Source organism: Microcoleus sp. LEGE 07076, assembly GCF_015207455.1.
GTDB lineage: Bacteria > Cyanobacteriota > Cyanobacteriia > Cyanobacteriales > Microcoleaceae > Microcoleus.
In genome coordinates this window covers 22,261-44,924 of the sequence record NZ_JADEWV010000032.1, presented here as the reverse complement: position 1 = coordinate 44,924, position 22,664 = coordinate 22,261, and the positions used below count along the sequence as shown (strand labels likewise).

The following is a 22,664-nucleotide window of genomic DNA, read 5'->3' as shown; positions in this document are numbered from 1 at the left end:
GTTCCAGCGTCGGCTCTGGAACCGGAATCTCTGCTGGTAAAGGGGCGTTATCTTCTAACTGCCGACCTTGGGCCAGATACCAGTCTTCCTGCTGTGCGATCGCATTCTTGTCCTCTTTTCTCTGCTCCCCTGCGGTTTTTTGGCTATTACGAACCTTAACAGCATTTTCTACAGAACCCAACTGGTAAGCAGTAAACGAGGAATCTTGCTGACCTTCGGCAGTTTCGGGTTTTCCCGCAGGAACCGGACGCTGAAATCCGACTGATGCATCGCCACTTTCCACTGCGGTTAGGGGGTCTGCGATTTGTGAAGGCTGCTGGCTGCCGGCCGGCGCGGTACCGAGGAGTGAGACTGAAGGTTCTGCTGCCGATTGCTGCGCTGGCTGGAGGATTTCTGGGCTTGGTTCCGGTATTTCTGCGGAGTTGCTGCGGGTGTCTCCTTCGCTGGCTGCAACAGTCAGGGCTGCTTTTTTTGGTTTGGCGATGTAGATGATGGCAGAGGGTTCAGGTGGCGGTACCGGATAGGGCATAGTTACAACAGGTGAGTCATCCGATTTTAGATTTTAGATTTTAGAGGGTTTTTTATAGCTGACGATCGATCGTCCAAATTTTTGCATTTAACAGCCAGCGTTTCAAGGTTAACCGAAAAGTTTCGGCGGCGCGGAGTTTCTGACTCGCTCATCCTCAGAAACTTGGTTGCTTTCTAGATGTTTCGCGGCCAAAGCGCATATTTCCTAGCCAGGGGGTTTCTTTTGCCACAACATAACCTCGCTAGTGGTGCGAGGTCAGGTTTGGTTTGACTAATTTTTGGGGCTTTGCGGGCTGGTTCGAGGGCGGAGGTGCCGCGCCCCCGAGTTAGCGGTCGAGATATAGCGGTTCTCAAGCTTTGTGAGGTATGCCCGGTTTGGCCGCGAGAGTACCTCATCTTACGATCGAAAGGCTATAGCTGGTTTATTCCATGTCTCTGCGGTTGGGGTTCCGGGCCGGGTCATTGGACAAAAATCCAAATACGAACAGGGAAACAAAACATAGAACAACTACATTAACTACGATTTTGAGGGTTAGCACTGTGGGAATCTCCAAAGATGAAATTATACTGAACTGATTTGCTGCTGGTGCAACTTTTTTATTTTGACACTTCCTAGCTAATCTTAGTCTAGGAATTCTCAATTCATCGACTGACCTTTAAGCGCTATGTCATGAAAGGCAATTTTTAAACTTTTCAACCGTGCGATTACACCAGTTGACGAGCCTAATTCACCGCAACCCCAGAGGGTCTGTCTCTAAAAGCTTAGTAGGATACAAACAAGCGAGTTCGGGTATGCCCTATCCTACTTGACAAATGTACTAAATTTTTGGTTTTTTTTGGAAAAGAGAACGTGTTGCTCTTCTACCTGTATCGCGAGTTTTCGCTGCTCTGGGTCTAACAATTTATACCTCAAAGCGTGTCTTTGTTTCGCTGGGGCAAGGGAGTTTAACCTGGACTTTCATAGCATATCACGGTTGCGAACCTGGCGAGAGTTCTTTGGAAATGGGTTGCGGGGTTGCAAACCGAGTTTGTGCGGAGGCTAAAGATTAATCAATTTTATCTTTGGTTTTGAGGATTGTTGGCAAGTAGATTTTTGCCCAGTTCCAGAGTTGTTCTAGGATGTTTTCTAGGCGCACCATGAGTAGGTCGAGCCATTCGAGCACTTGTTCTAGCGGGTGTTTAATGTAACCCATTGATTCTGCTTTTGTTTCTAAGTATTCGTCTTCTGGACTGACGGTTGCGCTCTGGTTTGGTTGTCCGGCGGTTGCTGCTGGGGTGTATTTGTTGGTTTGTTGGGTGATTGCTGCTGGGGATTGGCTGTTTTGTGCGGTGTTAGGGTTTGTGTATTTTGGCACTTGGGTTCCCTCTGTCCGCCCTGGGGTTGCTGCTGCGGGTGGATAGCTGTTTTCTTGAGTGACTGCTAAATTTGAGGCTTTTTGGGGTTGACTTTTTGGCTGTTTTGTGATCAAGCTTTGTTTGAGCTGGGCGAGCAGGCCGTGAATTGCTTTGGGGTAAGGTGAGATTGAGACGGCGGTCGATCGACCTTCTGCCACTTCTGTTATTTCTTCCTTGAGTTTTGGGCTGTTTTGTGATAATAAGCTTTGATCTGTTGCGTCGGGTTCGGAACTTGCCTCGATCGACTGCTGCGGTGCCGATTCCCCGAATAAGTCTTGCCAATTCAACCACGGTCGATCGACCTCTTGGCTGTTTTCGGCTTTTTCAGACTGTTGTCGCTGTTTCAAATAATACTTAATTGCTACTGATTTTTCCGTGTTGTCGCTGGCTGCCGTTTCTTTACCCAGCAGGTTGTCTACTGACGACCAAATCATCTTTTCGATGTTTTGGGCGTATTTTTCGAGGATTTCGCGGGCGCTAGGGCCTAAATTGGTTACAGGAACAGATGTATCAATTTTTACCTCTGATACCGTAGGCGGTGCGGTGGTGGTTGTGGTGGCTGGGGGTAGGGTAAATTCTTCGAGGTTGAGGGCGGCTCGATCGAGTAATGTTACAAACGAGAGAGGATTGGCGGGTAGATCGAAGTTGCTGTTAAAATTAGTTTCTAATTTTGGGGTATTGCGGTCGATCGAATTTGATGCAGCAATCGACTGCTGTAAGGTTTTTGATTCAAGCTGCGCGCGCGTTGTTTGGACTAAGATAGTATTGCGGTCGATCGCTTTTTTGACTGCGAGGATTGATTCTCCAAACTGATTTCTGTTGACGGCAACCGGACTCGTCTGAAGCCATGCCATCAATTCCCAAAAACGTCGCAGCGGCGCCGACTGGGCTTTTTTTGCAGCCGACTCCAAACCGAGATTAAATTTTAATTCTTTTTGGGTAATTTCCCGCAGTTCGGGCCCTTCGTTGGCGACTTCCCAAGTGATGCGACTTTCGAGAAGTTCCTGTTGTTCGGGTGTCAAAATATCTAATATCCGATTTTCTCTTCCCACCAAAACTAAAGTCCGGGCTGCGATAAAAGTAGCGATTCCGCAAACTTTTGGTTGGCCATCTAATTGAGTTTTGCTAAGCGGATGTTCTAGGACGGAATTTGTTTGATATTTGGCAGTTTGTCCCTGGGAGTTGATTGGCGGATGCAAATCGCTAGTAAGTTGCTCGCTGGCATAATTTTTCTGATTTATTAACAGCGGGAAATCGGTTAAAGTTGCGGTTTGCGACGAGTTTAGCAAATTTTCGGCGAGCTCCAAGATTTGGGCGATCGAACTTGCCTCAGAAACTTCCTCCCGATACCAATTTTGCGACAAACCGGGATTTTCGTCCCCACCAAATTCTGGCAATTCGGGTAAATCTAATTTTTGACTCGATTCCCGCAACTGTCTGCTCAACATTCGGGAACCTTGGACTAACAAGTAAGCTGGATACAGTAGAATTTGGGTAGCGCTGAGGGTTGTTTGTTTAACTTGACGCCAAGTGCGATCGTAATTATCGGCGACCTGGCGAGACTGTTTCGATATAAAATTTAATATTCGGCTTTGGTATGGGCCGTAGTAACCGTTAGACATAAGTTTAGTGATTGAATTGTTGATTTGAGATTCGCGCCGATCTGGCCAAAAATTGCTGTAAAATCAAACCGGGATATTAACCGCAGATTCAAACCCTCTGAAACCCTTATTTCTTCGCGTCCTTTGCACCTTCGCGGTTCGATTCCGATCCTGATTCCTGGGCAACTCCTATTTTAGCCAAAAATGAACCCTTCTGTGTCACCTGCCAGCAATAATATTTCTGAAGTTGTAGAGAAGTTGCGTCGCCTCAGTCAAGTCGAGGTTCAGTCTGGCTGGAGGTACTGCGATGGTGACTTGGCTGCTGCGGGTGCGGTAGGTATTTCTAACAGGCCGATTGCCGAACTTAACGGGAAAGGACATATTGCTTGGCCCTGCAGAAAGCAAGTTGTTTGTTTGGAACAGCGTTTTGTAGTTCCTGACAATTTGTACGGCTATCCTGTGGTTGGTTTACGGTTGCTGCTGGGCTTGACTTGGTGGGCCGAAGATGCTGAGATTTTTGTGGGCGGTGAGTCCGTCGGAAAAGGCGATTTATTTGATTGTGCCGATCGAGTTTTGTTGAGTGCGTCGGCAAATCCGGGAGATGAATTTTTAGTTGTTTTGCGGTTGGTAAGTCCGGCACACGATAGCGGTGCTTTAGTGCGATCGATTTGTTTGTACGAAGCTGCGGACTCTGCTTGTTTCGATCCGGGTTTTGTGGCGGACGAATTAGAGATTTTGCAAAATTCCCTAACTCTAAATTTAGAAAATATAAATTGCCAATACCTCCCCATCCAAAATATAGCAAATCATCCCCGGTTTGTCAAGGGGGAAAAGCTGAAATCTGAGATTGATTTGGCGGTTAATTTGATTGATTGGTCGGCGGTGGGCGATCGCGAAAAGTTCGATCGCTCTCTGTCTGTTTTGCGCCACAATTTACTGGGATATCTGCAAGCTTTTTCTGCGGGTTTAGATGAGGGAACCGCAGAGGACACCCCGGCGGGAGACTCTGAGAAAATTACATCTATATATATAGGAGAAAGCGAGGCTATTACATCTTTTTCTGGAGATTTAGATGAGCGAACCGCAGAGGGCGCAGAGGGCGCAGAGGGAAAAACAAGAAGTCGGCTTTCTCGGGTGGGAGACTCTGACAAAATTACATCTATATATATAGGAGAAAGCGCTGCTATTACATCTATATATACAAGTAAAATCTATTTGGTCGGTCACGCTCATTTAGACTTAGCTTGGCTGTGGCCAGTACCCGAAACTTGGGAAGTGGCAGAGCGAACTTTTGAGTCGGTGTTGAAATTGCAATCGGAATTTCCAGATTTGATTTTCTGTCATTCTACTCCAGCGCTTTATGCTTGGACTCAAGAACATCGCCCGGACTTGTTTGCAGAAATCAAAAAACAGGTGGCTGCTGGTTGTTGGGAAGTTGTCGGCGGGATGTGGGTTGAACCGGATTTAAACTTGATTTCTGCTGAGTCAATGGTGCGACAAGTTTTTTACGGACAGCGCTACGCACTAGAAAATTTTGGGGAGTTGATGCGGGTGGCTTGGCTACCGGATACTTTCGGTTTTGGGTGGCAATTACCTCAGATTTTGCGCGGCGGTGGAGTTGATTATTTTGTGACGCAGAAGTTGCGCTGGAATGATTCTACCCAGTTTCCTTACGGTGTGTTTTGGTGGGAAGGGTTGGACGGTACTAAAATATTTAGCATGATGTCTGCTCCAATTGGTGAAGGCATAGAATCTGTAAAAATGGCAAGTTATGCTTTTGATTGGCAAGTTAAGACTGGTTTGCTAGATGCTCTTTGGTTGCCGGGAGTTGGCGACCACGGCGGTGGCCCGACTCGTGATATGCTAAATGTGGCGAAACGCTGGAAATTGTCGCCTTTTTTCCCAAGTTTGGAGTTGGCGAAGGCGGTTGATTATTTGTCTTTGATTGAGAGTCGGTTTTTGCCGGAAGTTGCGGCAGCTTTCCCCGAAAATGATGTTCCAGAATCGGATAATCAGGAGAATTTGCGGCAGCTAGAATTTGCCAATTTGTCGAGAATTTCGGACGCAAATCCTTCTATCTCACAACTCAAAAATCTCCGCACTCTCCCGATTTGGAAAGATGAACTTTACCTGGAATTTCACCGGGGCTGTTACACGACTCGCGCTGACCAAAAACGCCAAAACCGCCGCTGTGAAGAGTTGCTCTATCAAGCGGAGTTGCTTTCTTCGCTGGCAACGATTTGCACTGGCGCGGTTTATCCGAAATCTGAGTTAGAATCGGCTTGGAAACAAGTGTTGTTTAACCAGTTTCACGATATTTTGCCCGGTTCGGCGATCGCCCAAGTCTACGCGGATGCTAATCTAGCCTTTGCCCAGGCCGATCGCGCTTGTCGCCAAATTCTACTACAATCTCTAGATGCTATCTCCGCTCAAATTTCTCTGCCGAATCCTCCGCAGCCGGACGCTCAACCAATTCTGATTTTCAATACTCTCAATTGGTCGCGCTCTGAGGTTGTCAATCTACCGCTTCCCGATGCTGCTGGTTTAGCTTGGCAAATTTACGACTTGTCTGGACAGAGGCTGGTTTCGCAGATTGTTTGTGGCGATCGACCACCATCGCAATTTACCATGTTATTTTGTGCAGAGGATGTTCCGGCGATCGGCTACCAGGTGTTTTGGCTGTGTCGCGAAGACTCTCCAACTCCGAGTAACGCGGGCGCGAGTCCAGCCACCGCAAACAAGACAGATTTATCAAAACTTACATACGGTATAGCACAAAAAAACGCACTTTGTCAAGAAACGCATTTTCCCGCCCCACAAATCGTCTTAGAAAATGAACTTATTCTGGCAAAAATAGACCAACAAACTGGTAATTTATCCAGCATTTGGGATAAAGTAAATCACAGAGAAGTCTTGAATGCAGCCGGAGGCAATCAACTGCAAGCCTTTCAAGACAGCAGTCAATATTGGGATGCTTGGAACATCGATCCCAATTATCAAAAACATCAATTGCCGGCCCCGACACTCAAACAGATTTATTGGGTAGAGCGGGGAGAAATACGGCAGAGTTTGCGCGTAGTTCTGCAAATTGGTAAATCGGAGTTTTGCCAAGATTACACGCTAGAAAAAGGTTCGGCGCTGCTGAAAATTAAGACGGTTGCAGATTGGCAAGAAACTCACGTTTTGGTCAAAGCAGCTTTTGGGCTAAATGTAGAAGCAGATTTTGTAACTTGCGAAATTCCCGGCGGGGCGATCGATCGCACAACTAAGCCGCAAACAGCCACCGAAAAAGCGAAGTGGGAAGTGCCGATTTTCCGCTGGACTGATATCAGCAATCACGGTTTTGGAGTGAGTTTGCTCAACGATTGTAAATACGGTTGCGACATTCAACAAAATCAAATCCGGCTGACTTTGCTCCGGAGTTCGACTTGGCCGGACGAACAAGCAGATGTAGGAGTTTCGGAATTTACTTGTGCAGTCTATCCCCACGCTGGAAATTGGCAAAATGCCGCCACAGTTCGGCGCGGCTGCGAGTTGAATTTGCCGCTGCTGGTAAAGGTGTTCCCCGAGTTAGATGAAAATTGCCCCCAGACTCTGCCCGCAGTTGGCAAGTTCTTAGATTTGTCTGCCGAAAATTTAGTGTTGATGGCGTTTAAACAGTCGGAAGATGATGCTAATATGTGGATTTTACGGTGTTGCGAATCTCATGGGAAAGAAGCTGTGCTAGAATTTGAGAGCGATTTGGAATTGCAGATTGTAGAGCCAGTTGATTTGCTCGAAAGACCTGTCAATTTGTCGGAAAAGTTGCCCGAAGGGGGAGGTTTTAAGATAGAGTCTTGGAAAATTGCAAGTTTTGTTGTAACGAACCGCGAAGGCGCGAAAAACGCGAAGGAATCAGGGGAAGGGAAGAGTTGACGAAATTGTTGGCTGGTTAAGTGCTAAAACTTAGGGTAGTGCCTCTGTGCGAATTAGATCCAAAGTAAGGAAAGTTAGCGGCAGCCCGAACTGCAAATGTTGTTTAAAAGTCAAAGTATCGCCTGCTTTTCCTGTAACTTCAGTTACCATCAAATTAGCGGCAGAACTCAACAATATTAAATTTTCCGCCAGAGTAGAAACCGCCGTGAAAAATAGCCAAGCTTCTGTATCTGTTTTCGGAATCAGCGATTGGATAAGTAGCACAGCCGGGGCGTTGGAAATTAAGTTAGAAAGTATTACTGTTAGTCCCAACAAATTCAGCGGCTTATCAGTCAAATTAGTTGAAAAGCGAGTTGAAAAAACCCGATGCTCCCAAAGCCGAATTAACGATCGTCATTCCCAGCAAAAAACGATCGTACTTGGGTCGATCGTCTTTCATATCAAATCCGGTAGCATCCCAATTATAAAATCGAGTCAGACCAAATCCGCGCTTCATCGTTGTTATGTATTCATCTCTCTCTTGTCTTTCTCTGTGTTCTCTGCGCCCTAGAAAGGTTAAATCATTGCGATGCAACCGGAAACGATATCAAGCAGTTTTCAGGTCGAGTATCCCAAAGTCGCCGCCAAAGCTGACCCGACAATTGCCACCGCCGCCCGGTTGAACCGCAACCCCCGCAAATATCCCAAACCGCATCCCAAGTAAGTCACCCCCAATATCAGATATTTGAGTGTTATCATATATAACTAAAACCCTTGATTGTCGGTTTTTTCGATTGTCGGATGCTACAACTACAGAGGCGGCAATTGCAGCTTAACCTGCTAGTACCGCCGCTAACGCCAAATATCGCCGACAGGCAATCTACCCACAACAAACAAACAAACAGAGGATTTTGATTGGGAAGCGACAACCAGCGCGCTGGACAAGTTGTAATATTGTTACAATTTGTAACTTTTTTCAAACAACAGGTTTAATTTAGTTTCACAAGAAAGTTAAATTCCAGAAAGTAAAATTAATTACAGTCGAGTTAAGCTAAAAAGTGTTTGCTAAAAAAAGTCATTCAAGCAACCCAGAAACCAACAATTCTCACTTGATAGGCACCTGTGGCGAACTCGCGACAGTAAAAGTTTCGTCCGGCCAACAAGTCGAACAGGATTGGTATCGTACTCTCTACGACAATTTTCCGGGTATTTACTTTGTTCTAGACGCTTTGGGAAGAGTTTTTTCGATCAATCAATTCGGTGAGTCTCGCCTCGCCTACAGGTCGCAGGAATTAATCTATCATTCAATTTTTAACATATTTTGCTGTCAAGATCAAGGGAAAATGCAGGCTGAATTTGCTTGCTTGACACAGGCAAAAAATGGCAAGCTGGCTGCACAAATTGCCTGTTGGGAAGGTCGCTTGACTTGCAAAGATGGCAGGACGATCTGGGTAAAAGCAACCGCGCGCGCCATGCCGGGGTTAGACTGGAAAATAGAGGAAAGTAATGGCGATGGCTCAATTTCCAATTTCCAGCGGCCGACTGTACTTTTAGTTTGCGAAGAAGTTAAGACAGCTTCGCCCGCACCAGCACCCCCAAACCCGATCAGAAATTGGCGCCATCCAACTTTGGCGATCGCAAAATTAGCCAAAAGTCAACTTAAACAACGCAACAATATAGAACAATTCATCCGCGAAGTAACAGAAACCGCTGTCAGTATTGTTAACTGCGATCGAGCCAGTATTTGGCTGTACGGCGAAGACAAAACGCAGCTTCACTGTATCGATTTCTACGAAGACAATACTAAACTCCATTCGGTACAAATAATCGTCACAGCAGCCGACTGTCCGGCATATTTTCAAGCGTTAAAATCCGCAATTCCCATCGCAACGGTGGCAGCAGAAAATGACCCGAGAACGCAAGAACTTGCCAGTCTTTATTTTGCAGATCGGGGCAAGACTTCTTTGTTAAACGTACCGATTTTGCTAGCGGGTCAAATGGCCGGAATAGTCAGCACCGAACGTGCAAGTTCCGGCGGTGAGTGGACAGAAGAAGAACAGGAATTCATCAAAATATTAGCAGATTTTGTATCTTCAAGTTTGTCAGCTAGCGAAAACTCTAAATTAGAAGCAATGCGGCGCGAACAGCAGCAAAACTTGCTGAGCAAATACTACGATCAACTAGAAAAAAGAGTAGAGATACGCACTGCCGAACTCAAAAAAGCTAATACAAAACTACAACAAGAAATAATTAAAAGAAAACAAGCAGAAGCAGAAATGCGCCGACAGCACCAAGAACAGCAAATTATTTTTGATTCCGTGCCGGCGATGATTTGGTACAAAGATAGGGAAAGTCGCCTGCTGCGACTTAACAAAGCTGCGGCTGCATCGAGAGGTTTGCCTGCAAATCAATTGGAAGGAAAATCTTTTTATGAAATTTATCCAGACGAAGCAGAACAATATTATTTAGAAGATTTGGAAGTAATCAATTCCGGTGTTCCCAAATTGGGAAAAGTCGAACTTCTGCCCACTGTATCCGGTAAAAAATGCTGGGTGCGAATAGATAGAATACCTTACCGCGATGAAACAGGTCAAGTCGGTGGCACGATCGTGTTTGCAGTAGATATTACAGATTTAATTAAAGTAGAAAAAAAATTGCGAATTTATCGCGATCGCCTCACAGAAAAAGTCGAAAAACGCACTGCTATGTATCGGCAAGCAATGGCAGCTTTGTACTCGGCAAATATGCAACTGCAACAGCTAATTGATAACAGCTATGCTGCTAAAAATGGCAACAATGCAGCAGCGGAATTGCTCGAATGCGAAGATTATTTTGAAGCAGTTGCTATTGCTGACCGCGACACAATTTTGAGCGTCAGCAGCGATTTTGCCGAAATGTTCGGTTACAAACCTGCGGAAATGGCGGGAATGAGCTTGCTGGAACTGCTGTCGCCCAACTCTTATAAAGTAGCGCCACAAATGATTTCTGCCAGCAGCAATACAGTCTGCGAAACGATTTTTCTCAGGCGGGACGGAACGGCTTTTCCTGCTGACGTTCGCAGTAAATTCGTAATGTGCGATGGTCGTTTAGTGCAGGTGAAAGCAGTGCGAAACCTCACTGAACGCACATTAATAGCAGCAGAATTAGAGCGGTCTCGCTCTTTGCTGCACGCTACTCTGGAAGCCACGGCAGATGGCATTCTCGCTGTTACTACATCTGGAGAACTGATTAGTTTTAATGAAAAGTTAGTTCAAATGTGGGGAATTCATGAAGAAGTAAGAAACTCGATGGATAGAACGCTGCGGCTGACATTTCTCACCAAGCAAGTTAAAGACCCGAGGGCTTTTTTGCAGAGAATTCAAGAAATTTATAGCAATGCGGAGTCCGAAGGCTGCGATATTCTCGATTTTAAAGACGGTCGGACTTTTGAACGCTACACGCAGCCGATTCGAGTCGGACAAAATATTATTGGCAGGGTGTGGCGTTTCCGCGATATTACTTCTCGCGAAAAGGTGACGGCAATGTTGGGAGATTCTCAACGGCGCTTTCGGGCAATTTTTGATTCTTCGTTCCAATTTGTGAGTTTGTTGAAGCCGGACGGCACTCTGCTGGAAGCTAACCAAACTTCTTTAGATTTTGCGGGACTTAAGCTGCGGGATGTGGCAAACCGCCCGTTTTGGCTTTTGCCTTGGTGGGGAGATTCTCGGGAAGTTCGGGAACAGTTGCAGGAGGCGATTTCTCGATCGGCAAAAGGTGAATTTGTTCGCTATGAAGTGGAAGTTCAAGGTGCAAATCGAACGGCAACTGTTGATTTTTCTCTCAAACCCGTCGCGGATGAAACTGGCAAAATAGTATTGCTGCTGCCCGAAGGTAGGGACATTACTCAAAGCAAGCAAGCTCAAGTCGCACTGCGGCAGCAGGTAGAACGGGAACGCCTGATCGCGCAGATTCAATCGCGCATCCGTTCTTCTCTGGATATCGAAGATATTCTCAATACTACAGTAGCGGAAGTGCGGGAATTTTTGGCAACCGATCGCGTGATTATTTTCCGCTTCCGACCTGATTGGAACGGAGATGTGGTGGTGGAGTCGGTAGGGGAAGGATGGATGCCACTGATGGGTATGGCTGTAGAGGACTGCTGTTTTGCTAATACTTATGTCGGACAGTATTTGAAGGGCAGAATTCGATCGGTCGAGGACATTCACGCTTCTAATTTTGCTGAGTGTCATGTCAATTTTTTGGCCGAGTGTCAGGTGAAAGCGAATTTAGTCGTACCCATCGTCCAGCAGGGAATCGAACACCGCGATGGCAATCCTTCTTGTCAAGTAGCGCAGTTGTGGGGTTTGCTGATTGCCCACCACTGTTCGGCACCCCGCGAGTGGCAGCAGTTTGACATGGATTTGCTGAGTCAGTTGGCTACTCAAGTGGCGATCGGGATCGAACAATCTTTACTTTACCAGCAGCTAGCTGCTGCTAACCAGCGGTTGGACGGGTTGGCGAATTTGGACAGTCTGACTCAGTTAGCTAACCGCCGCCGATTTGACGAGGTGATCAACCGGGAATGGGAAGTCTCTAGCATTTCTGAACCGCTGTCTTTGATTATGTGCGACATTGACTGCTTTAAACTTTACAACGACAATTACGGCCACCAGGCTGGGGATGCTTGTTTGCAACAAGTGGCGCGGGCGATCGGGGATGCTTGCAAGAATGTACCCGCAGAACACGTTTATTTAGCTGCTAGGTACGGTGGCGAGGAATTTGGGGTGATTTTGCCAAATACCGACATCAAGGCTGCACAAGCTATTGCTGAGGGAATCCGCCAGCGCGTCAAAACTTTGGCAATTCCCCACCTCAAGTCTGTTGTCACCGATTGCGTCACTCTCAGCATGGGGGTGGCGACGATTTCTGAAAATCAAAATTCGCCGAAGATGTTGATTGAAGCTGCTGATAAGGCGCTTTATCAGGCTAAGTCTGGCGGGCGCGATCGAGTCCACGTGAGTCAGTAGTCATTCGTCAGTAGTCCAACGTCAGTAGGGGCGGTCCTTGTGAGTGCCCGCCCTCAAGCGTCATTAGTCCAACGTCAGTAGTCCAACGTCAGTAGTCATTCGTCATACCAAATTCGGGTTTGGGAGCCCCTTTATGAACCAGTGGGCCTCCGGCGGACATCGTTTGTGCAAACCTGGTTTCAACCGCCCGATCGTAAAGGGGCTATGTTATATCCTTTAGAAAAAAGGTTGCTGCCATAGAATTTTTGAGTTTGTTTCGTCTACCCAATGTGTAAGGTGCGTCGCACCAGATATCTGGCGTGAAATGCTCTGATATCATTTCCGGTTACACCGTCAGGTGATGTTGACTGTTGACTGTTGACTGTTGACTGTTGACTGTTGACTGTTGACGGTGCAACCGGAATTGATATTACTAAAGTAAAGTGATATCGCTAAGTGCGATCGTACTAGCTGGCACCCCTACCAACAACACCAAACCTTCCCCGCTTATTTTACTAATTAAAGCACCTTCAGTAATTTGACTTATTGCCAATCCCCCAATACTTGCGCCTTTATATTGCAGCACATCCAACCCTTTAGTAAAATCATAAATCGCATCAAATCCGCCGTTACCTTCTAACACAAACGTATCATTTCCTAGACCTCCAATTAGAATATCATTTTCCACACCTCCAATTAAAATGTCATCGCCAAAACCGCCAGTGAGAGTGTCACTACCAGCCCCCCCAAAGATAGAATCATTTCCCTCGCAGCCATCCAGCAAATCGCTACCTTGATTCCCGCTTAAAAAATCATTTCCCGCCCCTCCGCAGAGAGTATCGCTGCCAGAATTGCCGTAGAGAATATCATCACCTTTGTTACCCAACACAATATCGTTACCTTTGCCGCCAAATGCAGAATCATTACCTTTACCGCCACCGATAAAATCAGCACCTTCATTGCCAAAAATCAAGTCGTTATCTTCCTTGCTATTTATCGAATCGTTGCCACGATCGCCAAAAATGACATCTTCACCTTCACCACCCACAATTATGTCATTATTCTTACCTCCAAAAAGGATATCATCTCCTTTATTACCATCAATAAAATCATTACCTCTGTTGCCGTAAAGGATGTCATTTTCCTCGCCGCCGTAAAGGTTATCATCGCCTAATTCTCCATCAAAAATGTTCGGATTTGGACTGCCGTAAAAACCATCATTTTCCGCAGTCCCAAACATAATTTCACTGCTATCATTGCCGTTGATACTATTGTCAACTTGATTTGGTTTGTTGAAATTTGGCTGCGGAATAGTATCGCAAATGCAACCGCTTTCAGTTGGCGTGGGAGTAGCCGTTACCGATGGAGTCGGAGTTGGTGTTTCCGTTGGAGTCGGAGTTGGTGTTTGAGTGGGAGTCGGTGTTGATGTTTGAGTTGGAGTTGGAGTCGGCGTCGGTGTTTCGGTTGGAGTCGGAGTCGGTGTTGGAATCGGAGTCGGAGTCGGTGTTTCGGTTGGAATCGGAGTCGGAGTCGGAGTTTCGGTTGGAATCGGAGTCGGTGTTGGAATCGGAGTCGGAGTCGGAGTTTCGGTTGGAATCGGAGTCGGTGTTGGAATCGGAGTCGGTGTTGGAATCGGATTTGGAGTTGGAGTTGGAGTTGGAATCGGAGTCGGTGTTGGAATCGGATTTGGAGTCGGAGTTGGAGTTGGAGTTGGAGTTGGAGTCTGATTTGGAGTCGGCGTTGGAATCGGAGTCGGCGTCGGCGTTTCGGTTGGAGTCGGAGTTGGAGTTGGAGTTTCCGTTGGAGTTGGCGTCGGCGTTTCGGTTGGAGTTGGAGTTTCGGTTGGAGTTGGAGTTTCCGTTGGCGTCGGCGTTTCGGTTGGAGTTGGAGTTTCCGTTGGAGTTGGAGTTGGAGTTTCGGTTGGAGTTGGAGTTGGGGTTGGAGTTTCCGTTGGAGTTGGTGTTGGCGTTGGCGCGGTAATATTAACGCTGAAACTTCCTAAACTCTTAGCATCAACAGGATTCCCAGCAGTATCTTTAACTTGATTTCCTTGCAGATTAATATTGTAAGTTCGATTATTATCTGCAATATCCCAACTTCCCCCAGGCGGAGTAAAGGAATAAGTCGCTGTCCGCGTCAAGCCATTAGTATTAGTATCAACACTGACAAAGTTAACAGCAATACCACCGCCAGACCAATTAATCAAAAAGTCAGAACTGTCGAGAGTTGTAACATCGATCGCGCTATCATCGTTAAAACTAACAGTAAAACCTTGGCTGATTCCCCCCGCCGCCGTAATATCCGTAATAGTAGTCGGATTTACAGTGGGCGCAATGCCATCAATTATTATTGCCTTATTTTGACCCAAGGAATTAGCAACACCCGGACTCGGCAAAGTCAAGACAGCATCAGCATTAGCCGCATTCTTAATCGTACCGCCGTTGAGAGATAAGGCAGTTGCGGAGGTATAGTCTAAGTCTGGACTGAGATTGCCTGCTGTGACTGTGTAATTAAATGTCAGAGTATTGCTGCCGCTGCCGCTAGTATAATTAATCGCAGTACCCACACCGCCAGTGGCTAAGGTAAGCTGCGGCGTACCTGTAACAGTAACGGGTTGATTGAATGTGAGGGTAATCGGAATTGCTGCACCGATGCCGTAGGTGCCATTTGTCTGGGCTGAGGTGATATTGGTAATAGCTGGTAGTGAACTAACTGTAATGCTGGCAGTTTCGCTGGCTGTACTAAAAGGACTAGAAACGCCGTTAGTTGTTAAATCTGTTGTGACATTTGCTGCGCCACCGTTAGTGCCAGTAATTTTATCCCAAGCATTGAAAGTAATGCCGTTAGTAACAGTTCCGGTGTAGTTGGTAGCGGGAACAAAGCGGAGGCGAGTTGTGGCGTCTGCTGCTAATAATAGTGCAGTTTCAGGAGTAGGAACGGTAGTAATATTGTTCCAGTTTGTACCGTCTGTAGTGTATTGCCAACTGCCGTTTGTGGTATCTAAATTGGTGAGGGCGATGCCTCTCGGACGCAGGGAAATGGCATCGTTGGGGTCGGTAATTTGAGTGCCAATAATCGCTGATATTAATGTGCCGCTGTTGTTGGTTTCGTTGACATTAATGGCGGTTAAATTAGGCGTGCCGGAATTGTCTAAGACTGGGGAATTGTTGACGAGGACGCTGACAGTTGATGTGCTGGTACTGTAACCGTCGCTTGCTGTGTAAGTAAAGGTATCGAGGCCGTTGAAGGTGGGGTTGGGGGTGTAGACAATGCTGCGTTTGGGGTCGATCGCGATCGCCCAGACAGTATTATCCGCATTGGGGTTAAAAGTAGGATCTGCCGTGCCGTTGCTGCTATTCAACCGACCAATATAATTACGCGACTGCCCGTCAATATTGGTAAAGTCGCCACCTACTACTGGGTTGTTGTTAGCATCGATCGCGATCGCCCTGACTTGACCGCCCACATTTGGATTAAAAGTAGGATCTGCCAACCCCGTGCTGCTGTTGAACCGAGCAGTTCTATTGCGTGACTGACCGCCGATAGAGGTGAACCAGCCACCTACTACTGGGTTGCCGTTGGCATCAAGCGCGATCGCACCGACTCCACCATCTGCATAGGAGTTGAAAGTATTATCTACCGTGCCATCGCTGCTATTCAACCGGGCAATATAATTGCCCGGTTGTCCGCCGATATTGTTGAAAACGCCACCTATTACTGGCTTGCCATTAGCATCGATCGCGATCGCAATGACTTGATTGCTAGCATTTGGGTTAAAAGTAGGATCTGCCAATCCAGTGCTGCTGCTCAACCGGGCAATATAGTTGCGTGGCTGACCGCCGATACTGGTGAAAAACCCACCTACTACTGGGTTATTGTTAGTATCAATTGCGATCGTCCAGACTGAATTACTCGCATTTGGGTTGAAAGTAGTATCTGCCAATCCAGTGCTGCTGTTCAACCGAGCAATATAGTTCCGCGGCTGCCCGCCGATATTGGTGAAAGTACCCCCTACTACTGGATTGTTGTTAGCATCGATCGCGATCGCAAAGACAGCACCATCCGCATTAGGATTAAAAGTAGGATCTGCCGTGCCATTGGTACTATTCAACCGAGCAATATAATTACGCGATTGCCCACCAATATTGGTGAACCCGCCACCTACTACTGGGTTGCCATTAGCATCGATCGCGATCGTCCTAATTTGATTACCCGCATTAGCATTAAAACTAGGATCTGCCGTGCCGTCGCTGCCATACAACCGGGCAATATAATTACGTGACTGCCCCCCAATACTCGTGAAATCTCCTCCTACATAAATCCAGTCATCAACAGTAACAGTACCGCCTGTTGGTTGAGTAAAACTATGCACTTTCAGTGCCTTCGTGCCGCCCGTATCATTTCCCAGGACTTTAATTTTAATATTAGGAGTGCCGACAGTTGTTATCGCACTATCAGCACTAGCAACAGGCAAATCATTAACAGCTATTTTCCCCAAACGAAAAGTAGCACTTCCCTGGTCAGTATTATCTCCAAAAAATAGGAAACTTGGCAATCTATAAGGATTGAAACTTAAAGTAGGAGAACTTGCAGCCGGGTTAAACTGGATTTGACGCAGCGGCCCAGTCAGGATTGCAGTTGGGGAATTATTCGCAAAAAGTTCGTAAGTGAGTCCTTGTACTTTCAGAACATAATTGTTATTTGCAGCAGTATTAAAATTAACAGTTTCCGACTCAATGAAATTTGCTGATTGACCGAATATTCTACCATTTTTAAAACCCAATTCTAAACCGTTCAAGCCGTCGCTGCTAATAGCTGTGACGCTAAAACCAGCGCGGTTGGGATTGCTAGTTTCTGCCGGAATTGCTGCATTAAAAGATATTGTATAACCAGCCGTGCGGTCTAATGTGTTGCTGGTGAAAGGCGGCAGTATCGCCGGCGTAGGAGTAGTCAGCGATGCTGGATCGTAGTTATTGTAACCCGCATAGCCAGCATTGCTATTGGGAGTATAGATGGTACGAGTATTGATGCCCGTCGTGTTTGGCGTAAACGCACCCGCAGCCAGAGAAGCAGGGGGGAAAGGGGCGGGGAGTGGTGTACCGGCCGGGGCTATTTGCCCGTAAGCAAGGGCGGTACCCCCCGGCGTGCCTATGCCGGGGGGCGTTCCGGCTGGCAGGTTGGTAATGCCGTCGTAGAGGGTAATGTTGGGCATGATATATCTAAAGGTAGATGACTTTTTTGATTTCACTATGTGTAGAAATTAGCAATTTCAGCGATCGATGTCAGTGTTTTTGTACCTGCTGTCAAAAAATTTACCCAATCTTTAACTTTTGCGTAATTCTCGTAGCATAAAAAGCGATCGCCCTAACTGGCATAAAGTTGGGGCGATCGCGGTACTATGAATCAGCTATTTATATATCAGGATTGGCGCGGGATTTTTACGCATTTTCACGGATATTGTTACAAAACTTTACTCGGCGTTGCGTAAAAATATCCAGAAACCGCTTTTCTCTACCTGATATCTCTGTTTTTTCTTGAACCGCAGAGGGCGCAGAGGGCACAGAGAAAGAGTAAAAGTAGGGTGCGTCGCCATCGTCGAAAATTCTGGCTATTTGCAACGATGCGGTAGCGATCGCACCCTGAAAACACAGAGAAAGTTGACGGTTGACGGTTGACGGTGCAGACTAATGTTATTGGTTATTGGTTATTGGTTATTAGCAGCCCCAAACGAGTAACAAATAACAAATAACTTATAACAGTCAACAGTCAACAGTCAACTGACAAAAGTTTCTGAAACACTTCATACATCTCCTCAGCTAATTTTTTAGGATTCCACAAAGGTGCGAGATGTTCGGGCTGTTTGGATTTTATCAAATGTTCTTTCACCGCATTTCTTAAACCAGCATCCCGCCCAAACTTAACTCCCCACTGCGTGTATTCTTCCCAACTCCAAGCCGCACCGACATCGAGATTTGCACTTTTGAGAAAAGCATAACCCATCCGCGAAAGATATTGGTCGCCGGATCGAGTTACTACTGGCAAATTAGCCCACAAAGCCTCTAAATTGTGCGTTCCGCCGTTGTAAGGATAGGAATCTAACAGCACGTCGGCTACATAATAAATAGCGCGGTGTTCTTCCTCGGTTCGGGTTTGTCCGATAAACTTAACTCGAGCAAAATCTACTCCCTGAATATCGCATTCTTCGCGGTAAGTGCTGTGAATAATATCCGGGTCTCCTTGACCTTTGCGAATCAACAAACTATCTGGTACTTCTTTGAGTATTCTAACTTGAGCTTGCACCATTTCGGGATTGGTTTTTCTCCCCGGCGCAACGCACAGATAAGCCATTTGATTCAAGTCAATTCCGAGGGCATTTCTAATCGCCTCTCTATTTGTAGGAATGCTTTGCAGTGCGCCAATTGCTACCGAACAACTAGGTAATCTAACTAACTGTTCTAAGTAATGTTCTTCAACGCCTGGGGGATGAGTGTGTTCGTCGCAGAGAAAGTAGTGATTTTCCGAAATGTAGGGCGCATCGAATCCCAGCCAAGAAACGCAAATCCCGGCTGGATATTGATACAGCACTTCGACATTTGTCGGCACTGTCATCGAGTCTAAATCTATTAAAACATCTAAATCGTCTTGTACTACTTCGGCGAGGATTTCGCCGCCGTCAGCAAAGCCGTTTGGATATTTTTTCGGCCAGTAAAACTTGCCGGCTATTTCTTCAAATCGCTGCGTAACTTCATCTCGGTTGAGTTTACCGGTGACGTAAAGATGAACGTGGGGAGTGATGCGGCTTAATTCGCGGATTAAAGCTTCGCTGCACCAGCCTACTGAGTGGCGGCGGAAGTGTTTGGAAAGGAAGCCGATTTTTAAGGGATGTTGTTTTGTGAGGAAATTGGCCGATTTGATTCGGTTGACTTGCTGCCGCTGCGGAACTGCTTTTTTGTAGTATTCTTTGGCAATTAGTCGGTAGAAACTGGCATTTTTTTCCCGGTTGTCTCGCAGGTGGGAAACTGCAAATAGGAAGATTTCGTAAAGCAGTTTGAGTTCGATCACGCTAAAGGTTTCGACTTTTTGGTAGCAGAGTTTTTCGATTTCTTCTAGTTTCTGAATTGCCTGTTTGCTGACACCTGATTGCAGGTAGGAAAAGACGTAGGCTGTGGCTGACATGACTGGGGCATTTTCGCCGCAGAATTCACAGTATTTGTCGGCGACGCTGCGGGCTCCGGCGAGGTTGGTGGAGTGGCTTAGCAAGTCGCAGAGTTGTTGGTGGGCTTCGCTGTATTTGGGGTTGCATTCGATCGCCTTTTCAAAATGTGTGATCGCCTCTAAGGGTTTGTCTTGTTTTTGAATGTGTCCCATCCGGCAGTAAACCTCTGCCCAATCCGGTTTTAGTGCCAAAGCTTGCTGATAGCTGGCTAAAGCTTCTTCCAGCCGTCCCAGCATGGAAAAACAACTGCCTAGGTTAGCGTGAACTTCCGGCCAATCTGGCTTGATTTTTAGAGTGTTTTGGTAATTAGTAATTGCTTCTTCGTACCTGCATAGCTGTAAAAATGAGTTGCCTAAGTTGAAGTGCAGAACTTCTAATTCCGGCTTGAAACTTGCAGCTTTCTGATAGTAAGCGATGGCAGCATCGAGATTGCCTTGTTGCGATCGCGCGCTGCCGATGTTAGCATAAGCTTCGGCCCAATCCGGTTTAATGGCGATCGCTTTTTCGTAGCTTTCAACGGCTTCGTCGCGCTTTCCTTGACTGAAAAGTCGATTTCCTAGGTTAAAGTGGAAGTCGGCACCGACAAGCTGCGGGTTGAGTTCGGATGTTCTCTGAAAACAGGCGATCGCTGCTTCGACGTTGCCGTGTTTGTGATATACTTTTCCTAAATTCCAGTGAGCGCCCGCTAAATCGGGACTCAAGGCAATGGCTTGTTCGTAATGTGCGATCGCCTCTGACAAACGTCCCATTTTAAAGTGCATACTGCCGATATTTGCCCGCACTTCCGCAAAATTTGGCTGCAATTCTAAGGCTTGAGAGTACGATCGAATAGCAGCTTCAATTTTGCCACCCGCTTGCAAAGCATTGCCTAAAGTGACGTAAGCGTGGATGTAATCAGGGCGAATTTTTAGGGCTTGGTGGCACGCTGCGATCGCCTCTTTAATTTTACCTTGAACTAAAAAGTTTTCTGCCAGTTTTTTGTAAGGTTCTACTTCTTGAAAATTGGCAACTTGTTTGTGATCTGGAACATTCAGCGAGGTAACTTGTTCGGAAACTTCGGCAGGGCTGGTAAACGGAGTATTTAAATTTTCTGAGGTAGGCGCAGGCGGCAAATTGATGCTAGAAGGCTGCAAGCCGTAGCCTTCATCTCTGTTGACAGATACTGGTTGCTGTGCGCCGGATTCTGTTTCTAATTCGATAAATTTGCTGCCAGTTTCTTGCTGTTTTTCTTGAGTCAAACTCGATATTTTTTCCACAGCGCTAGCATTTCCCGGTTGCAGTTGCAGCACATTTTGACAGCAAGCAATTGCTGCATCTAACTTTCCTTGTTGCTGCAAAACACCCGCCAGCATCAAATTTACAGAACACAATTCAGGATTAATAGCAAGAGCTTTTTGGTAAAAGTTTGTCGCCCGTTCCAATTGCCCTAACTTGTAATACATACTGCCGAGATTCGCGCTAGCTTCGGCAAATTGCGGCTGAATTTCTAAAGCTTGCAAGTAAGCTTGAACAGCCATTTCCAGCTTGTCTTCAGCGTGCAGGGCATTTCCCAGCGTCAAGTAAGCTTCAGCAAAATTCGGTTGGAATTTGATAGCGAGATTGCATTGGGCGATCGCCCGAGCAAATTCTCCTTGCAAAACATAAACTTCCGCCAATTTTTTATGAACTTCCGCATCCGATGGATTCAACTCTAAAGCTTGCTGATAATTCTCAATTGCGCCATCGAAATTGCCTGCATTTTTCAGCCGACTTCCCTTTTGGAAATAAGTTCTAAATGCCTTAAAATCTACCAAAGAATCCGCGCTCATTTGCTCTGCCACTCTTACAAATTTTACACTAATACTATTCAACAATTCTACCCACTCTCCGGCACGCACAGACCAAGTACACCCTCGATTGATATATTCTACCTGCTGTCTCAGACGATTTTCAGCAGTTGCGCCGCCCGCACCAGTGCACTCATTTAAAACTGAGACAGCCGCCTCTAAAAACCGCCTTGTATATCCCTCCCAGTCAGGTTTGCCGGCACAGTTCCAATTAGTTACCGATGCCAAATTTTTCACCCCCGACATGGAAACTAGACGGGCAAATCCAGCAGTTGTTTCCGGCAAAGCTGCCAACTCACTCGTCACAATCCGGCAACCGCTAGCCATCGCCTCCATCACCGCAATAGACGAAGTTTCCAAATAGGTATTCGGGTAAGCTAAAACCGCGACGGAACGCAGTTGTCGGACGAGTTCGGGTTGCGCTATCGAACCGATGTACTCAACGCCTTCTGTTTCCTGACACTGGCGGTAAAGTTGACCGAAAAAAAGATTGTTATCATTGTCGTCTATTTGGTGCACTTTCATGCTAGAAAATACTTTTAATCTGGTGCCGGGGACAGCTTGACGAATTTTGGGAAAAACATTTAATAAAATATCCAGTCCGCGAAATGGAGTGCTAGTGTAAGCTAGAATGGGCGGTCGATATTTTTTAGATAGGATAGAACTATTATCTGAAAAGATGTTAGCAAAACAAGGTGCGATCGCATTTCTTAAAACATAACTGCGATTGAAGTCAATCCCAAAACGAGTGTGAAATTGCTGGCGCTGCCACTCGCTGACAAAAACCAAAGCATCACAAGCATTAATTTCTAGCTCATCCTTGAAATCTTCGAGAAAAACAAAGCCAGGTTCGTTATGAATCCACAAAATTAATTTAGTGTGCGCCCCCAAAAGAGGCTTAATTTCAAGTGCCTTACCGACTATATTGACTATAACTAAAAAATCGAGCGATCGCAGTAATTCCAGATTAGCGCTGTCCCCCACCCGCAGCCTGCAATCAACACCGCGCGACATCCCCGGTTCCGAAGTATTGTTGAGTAGAAATACCTCATTTTCCAGGGCTGCCAACGCCTCAGCTAAATAACAAATGGCCGACTGAGTACCGCCCAAAGGTTCGCGGTAAGGAGTTTCAACTTTATAATCCCAAGTATAGGTATCGAGAAATCCGATTTTCATTATGGCAATTATCCGCCGATTTGTGAACTAGATTTTTTTAACC

At 46.4% G+C, this 22,664-nt stretch carries 9 protein-coding genes and 1 pseudogene; 2 read left to right on the top strand and 8 right to left on the bottom strand.

Annotation, left to right across the window (positions count from 1 at the left end; translation table 11 throughout):
• From IQ270_RS07975 to IQ270_RS07965, 3 genes and pseudogenes are all read right to left on the bottom strand, one after another.
• Positions 1–529 (bottom strand): annotated as a pseudogene (locus IQ270_RS07975) (DUF3769 domain-containing protein); the annotation flags it as partial.
• Between the two features lie 421 nt (positions 530–950).
• Complete coding sequence (locus tag IQ270_RS07970; protein WP_193972697.1) at positions 951–1,067, bottom strand: photosystem II reaction center protein I; 117 nt, start codon at positions 1,065–1,067, stop codon at positions 951–953.
• Between the two features lie 507 nt (positions 1,068–1,574).
• Positions 1,575–3,545: a hypothetical protein gene (locus IQ270_RS07965; protein ID WP_193972696.1), complete on the bottom strand. Its 1,971-nt coding sequence runs from the start codon at positions 3,543–3,545 to the stop codon at positions 1,575–1,577.
• A 183-nt stretch (positions 3,546–3,728) separates the two neighbouring features.
• Here IQ270_RS07965 and IQ270_RS07960 point away from each other — a divergent pair, with 183 nt between their 5' ends.
• Complete coding sequence (locus IQ270_RS07960; protein ID WP_193972695.1) at positions 3,729–7,439, top strand: alpha-mannosidase; 3,711 nt, start codon at positions 3,729–3,731, stop codon at positions 7,437–7,439.
• A gap of 30 nt (positions 7,440–7,469) precedes the next feature.
• Here the strand turns inward: IQ270_RS07960 and IQ270_RS07955 are convergent, their stop codons facing one another.
• The 3 genes from IQ270_RS07955 to IQ270_RS07945 form a co-directional block, all read right to left on the bottom strand.
• Positions 7,470–7,775, bottom strand: coding sequence for a hypothetical protein (locus IQ270_RS07955; protein WP_193972694.1), 306 nt, complete (start codon positions 7,773–7,775; stop codon positions 7,470–7,472).
• A gap of 1 nt (position 7,776) precedes the next feature.
• Entirely contained in the window at positions 7,777–7,935 is a 159-nt protein-coding gene (locus tag IQ270_RS07950) for a hypothetical protein (RefSeq protein WP_193972693.1), read from the bottom strand.
• A gap of 101 nt (positions 7,936–8,036) precedes the next feature.
• The gene (locus tag IQ270_RS07945) at positions 8,037–8,177 is read right to left on the bottom strand and encodes a hypothetical protein (protein ID WP_193972700.1); all 141 of its coding nucleotides are present in this window, start codon (positions 8,175–8,177) and stop codon (positions 8,037–8,039) included.
• A gap of 299 nt (positions 8,178–8,476) precedes the next feature.
• Between IQ270_RS07945 and IQ270_RS07940 the strand changes: the two genes are divergently transcribed.
• Positions 8,477–12,424 carry a PAS domain S-box protein gene (locus tag IQ270_RS07940; protein WP_193972692.1) on the top strand — a complete coding sequence of 1,316 codons (3,948 nt, stop codon included), beginning with the start codon at positions 8,477–8,479 and terminating at the stop codon, positions 12,422–12,424.
• 412 nt (positions 12,425–12,836) lie between these two features.
• On the opposite strand, the gene IQ270_RS07935 is transcribed toward IQ270_RS07940, so the two are convergent.
• Positions 12,837–17,615 carry an Ig-like domain-containing protein gene (locus IQ270_RS07935; protein ID WP_193972691.1) on the bottom strand — a complete coding sequence of 1,593 codons (4,779 nt, stop codon included), beginning with the start codon at positions 17,613–17,615 and terminating at the stop codon, positions 12,837–12,839.
• Between the two features lie 554 nt (positions 17,616–18,169).
• Positions 18,170–22,621, bottom strand: a complete 4,452-nt coding sequence (locus tag IQ270_RS07930) for a tetratricopeptide repeat protein (protein WP_193972690.1) — start codon at positions 22,619–22,621, stop codon at positions 18,170–18,172.
• Between the last annotated feature and the right edge of the window lie 43 nt (positions 22,622–22,664).

Excerpts from the sequence above, each read along its gene's own strand:
- IQ270_RS07965 (WP_193972696.1), bottom strand. The coding sequence starts at position 3,545 with ATGTCTAACGGTTACTACGGCCCATACCAAAGCCGAATATTAAATTTT.
- IQ270_RS07960 (WP_193972695.1), top strand. The coding sequence starts at position 3,729 with ATGAACCCTTCTGTGTCACCTGCCAGCAATAATATTTCTGAAGTTGTA.
- IQ270_RS07950 (WP_193972693.1), bottom strand. The coding sequence starts at position 7,935 with ATGAAGCGCGGATTTGGTCTGACTCGATTTTATAATTGGGATGCTACC.
- IQ270_RS07945 (WP_193972700.1), bottom strand. The coding sequence starts at position 8,177 with ATGATAACACTCAAATATCTGATATTGGGGGTGACTTACTTGGGATGC.
- IQ270_RS07935 (WP_193972691.1), bottom strand. The coding sequence starts at position 17,615 with ATGCCCAACATTACCCTCTACGACGGCATTACCAACCTGCCAGCCGGA.
- IQ270_RS07930 (WP_193972690.1), bottom strand. The coding sequence starts at position 22,621 with ATGAAAATCGGATTTCTCGATACCTATACTTGGGATTATAAAGTTGAA.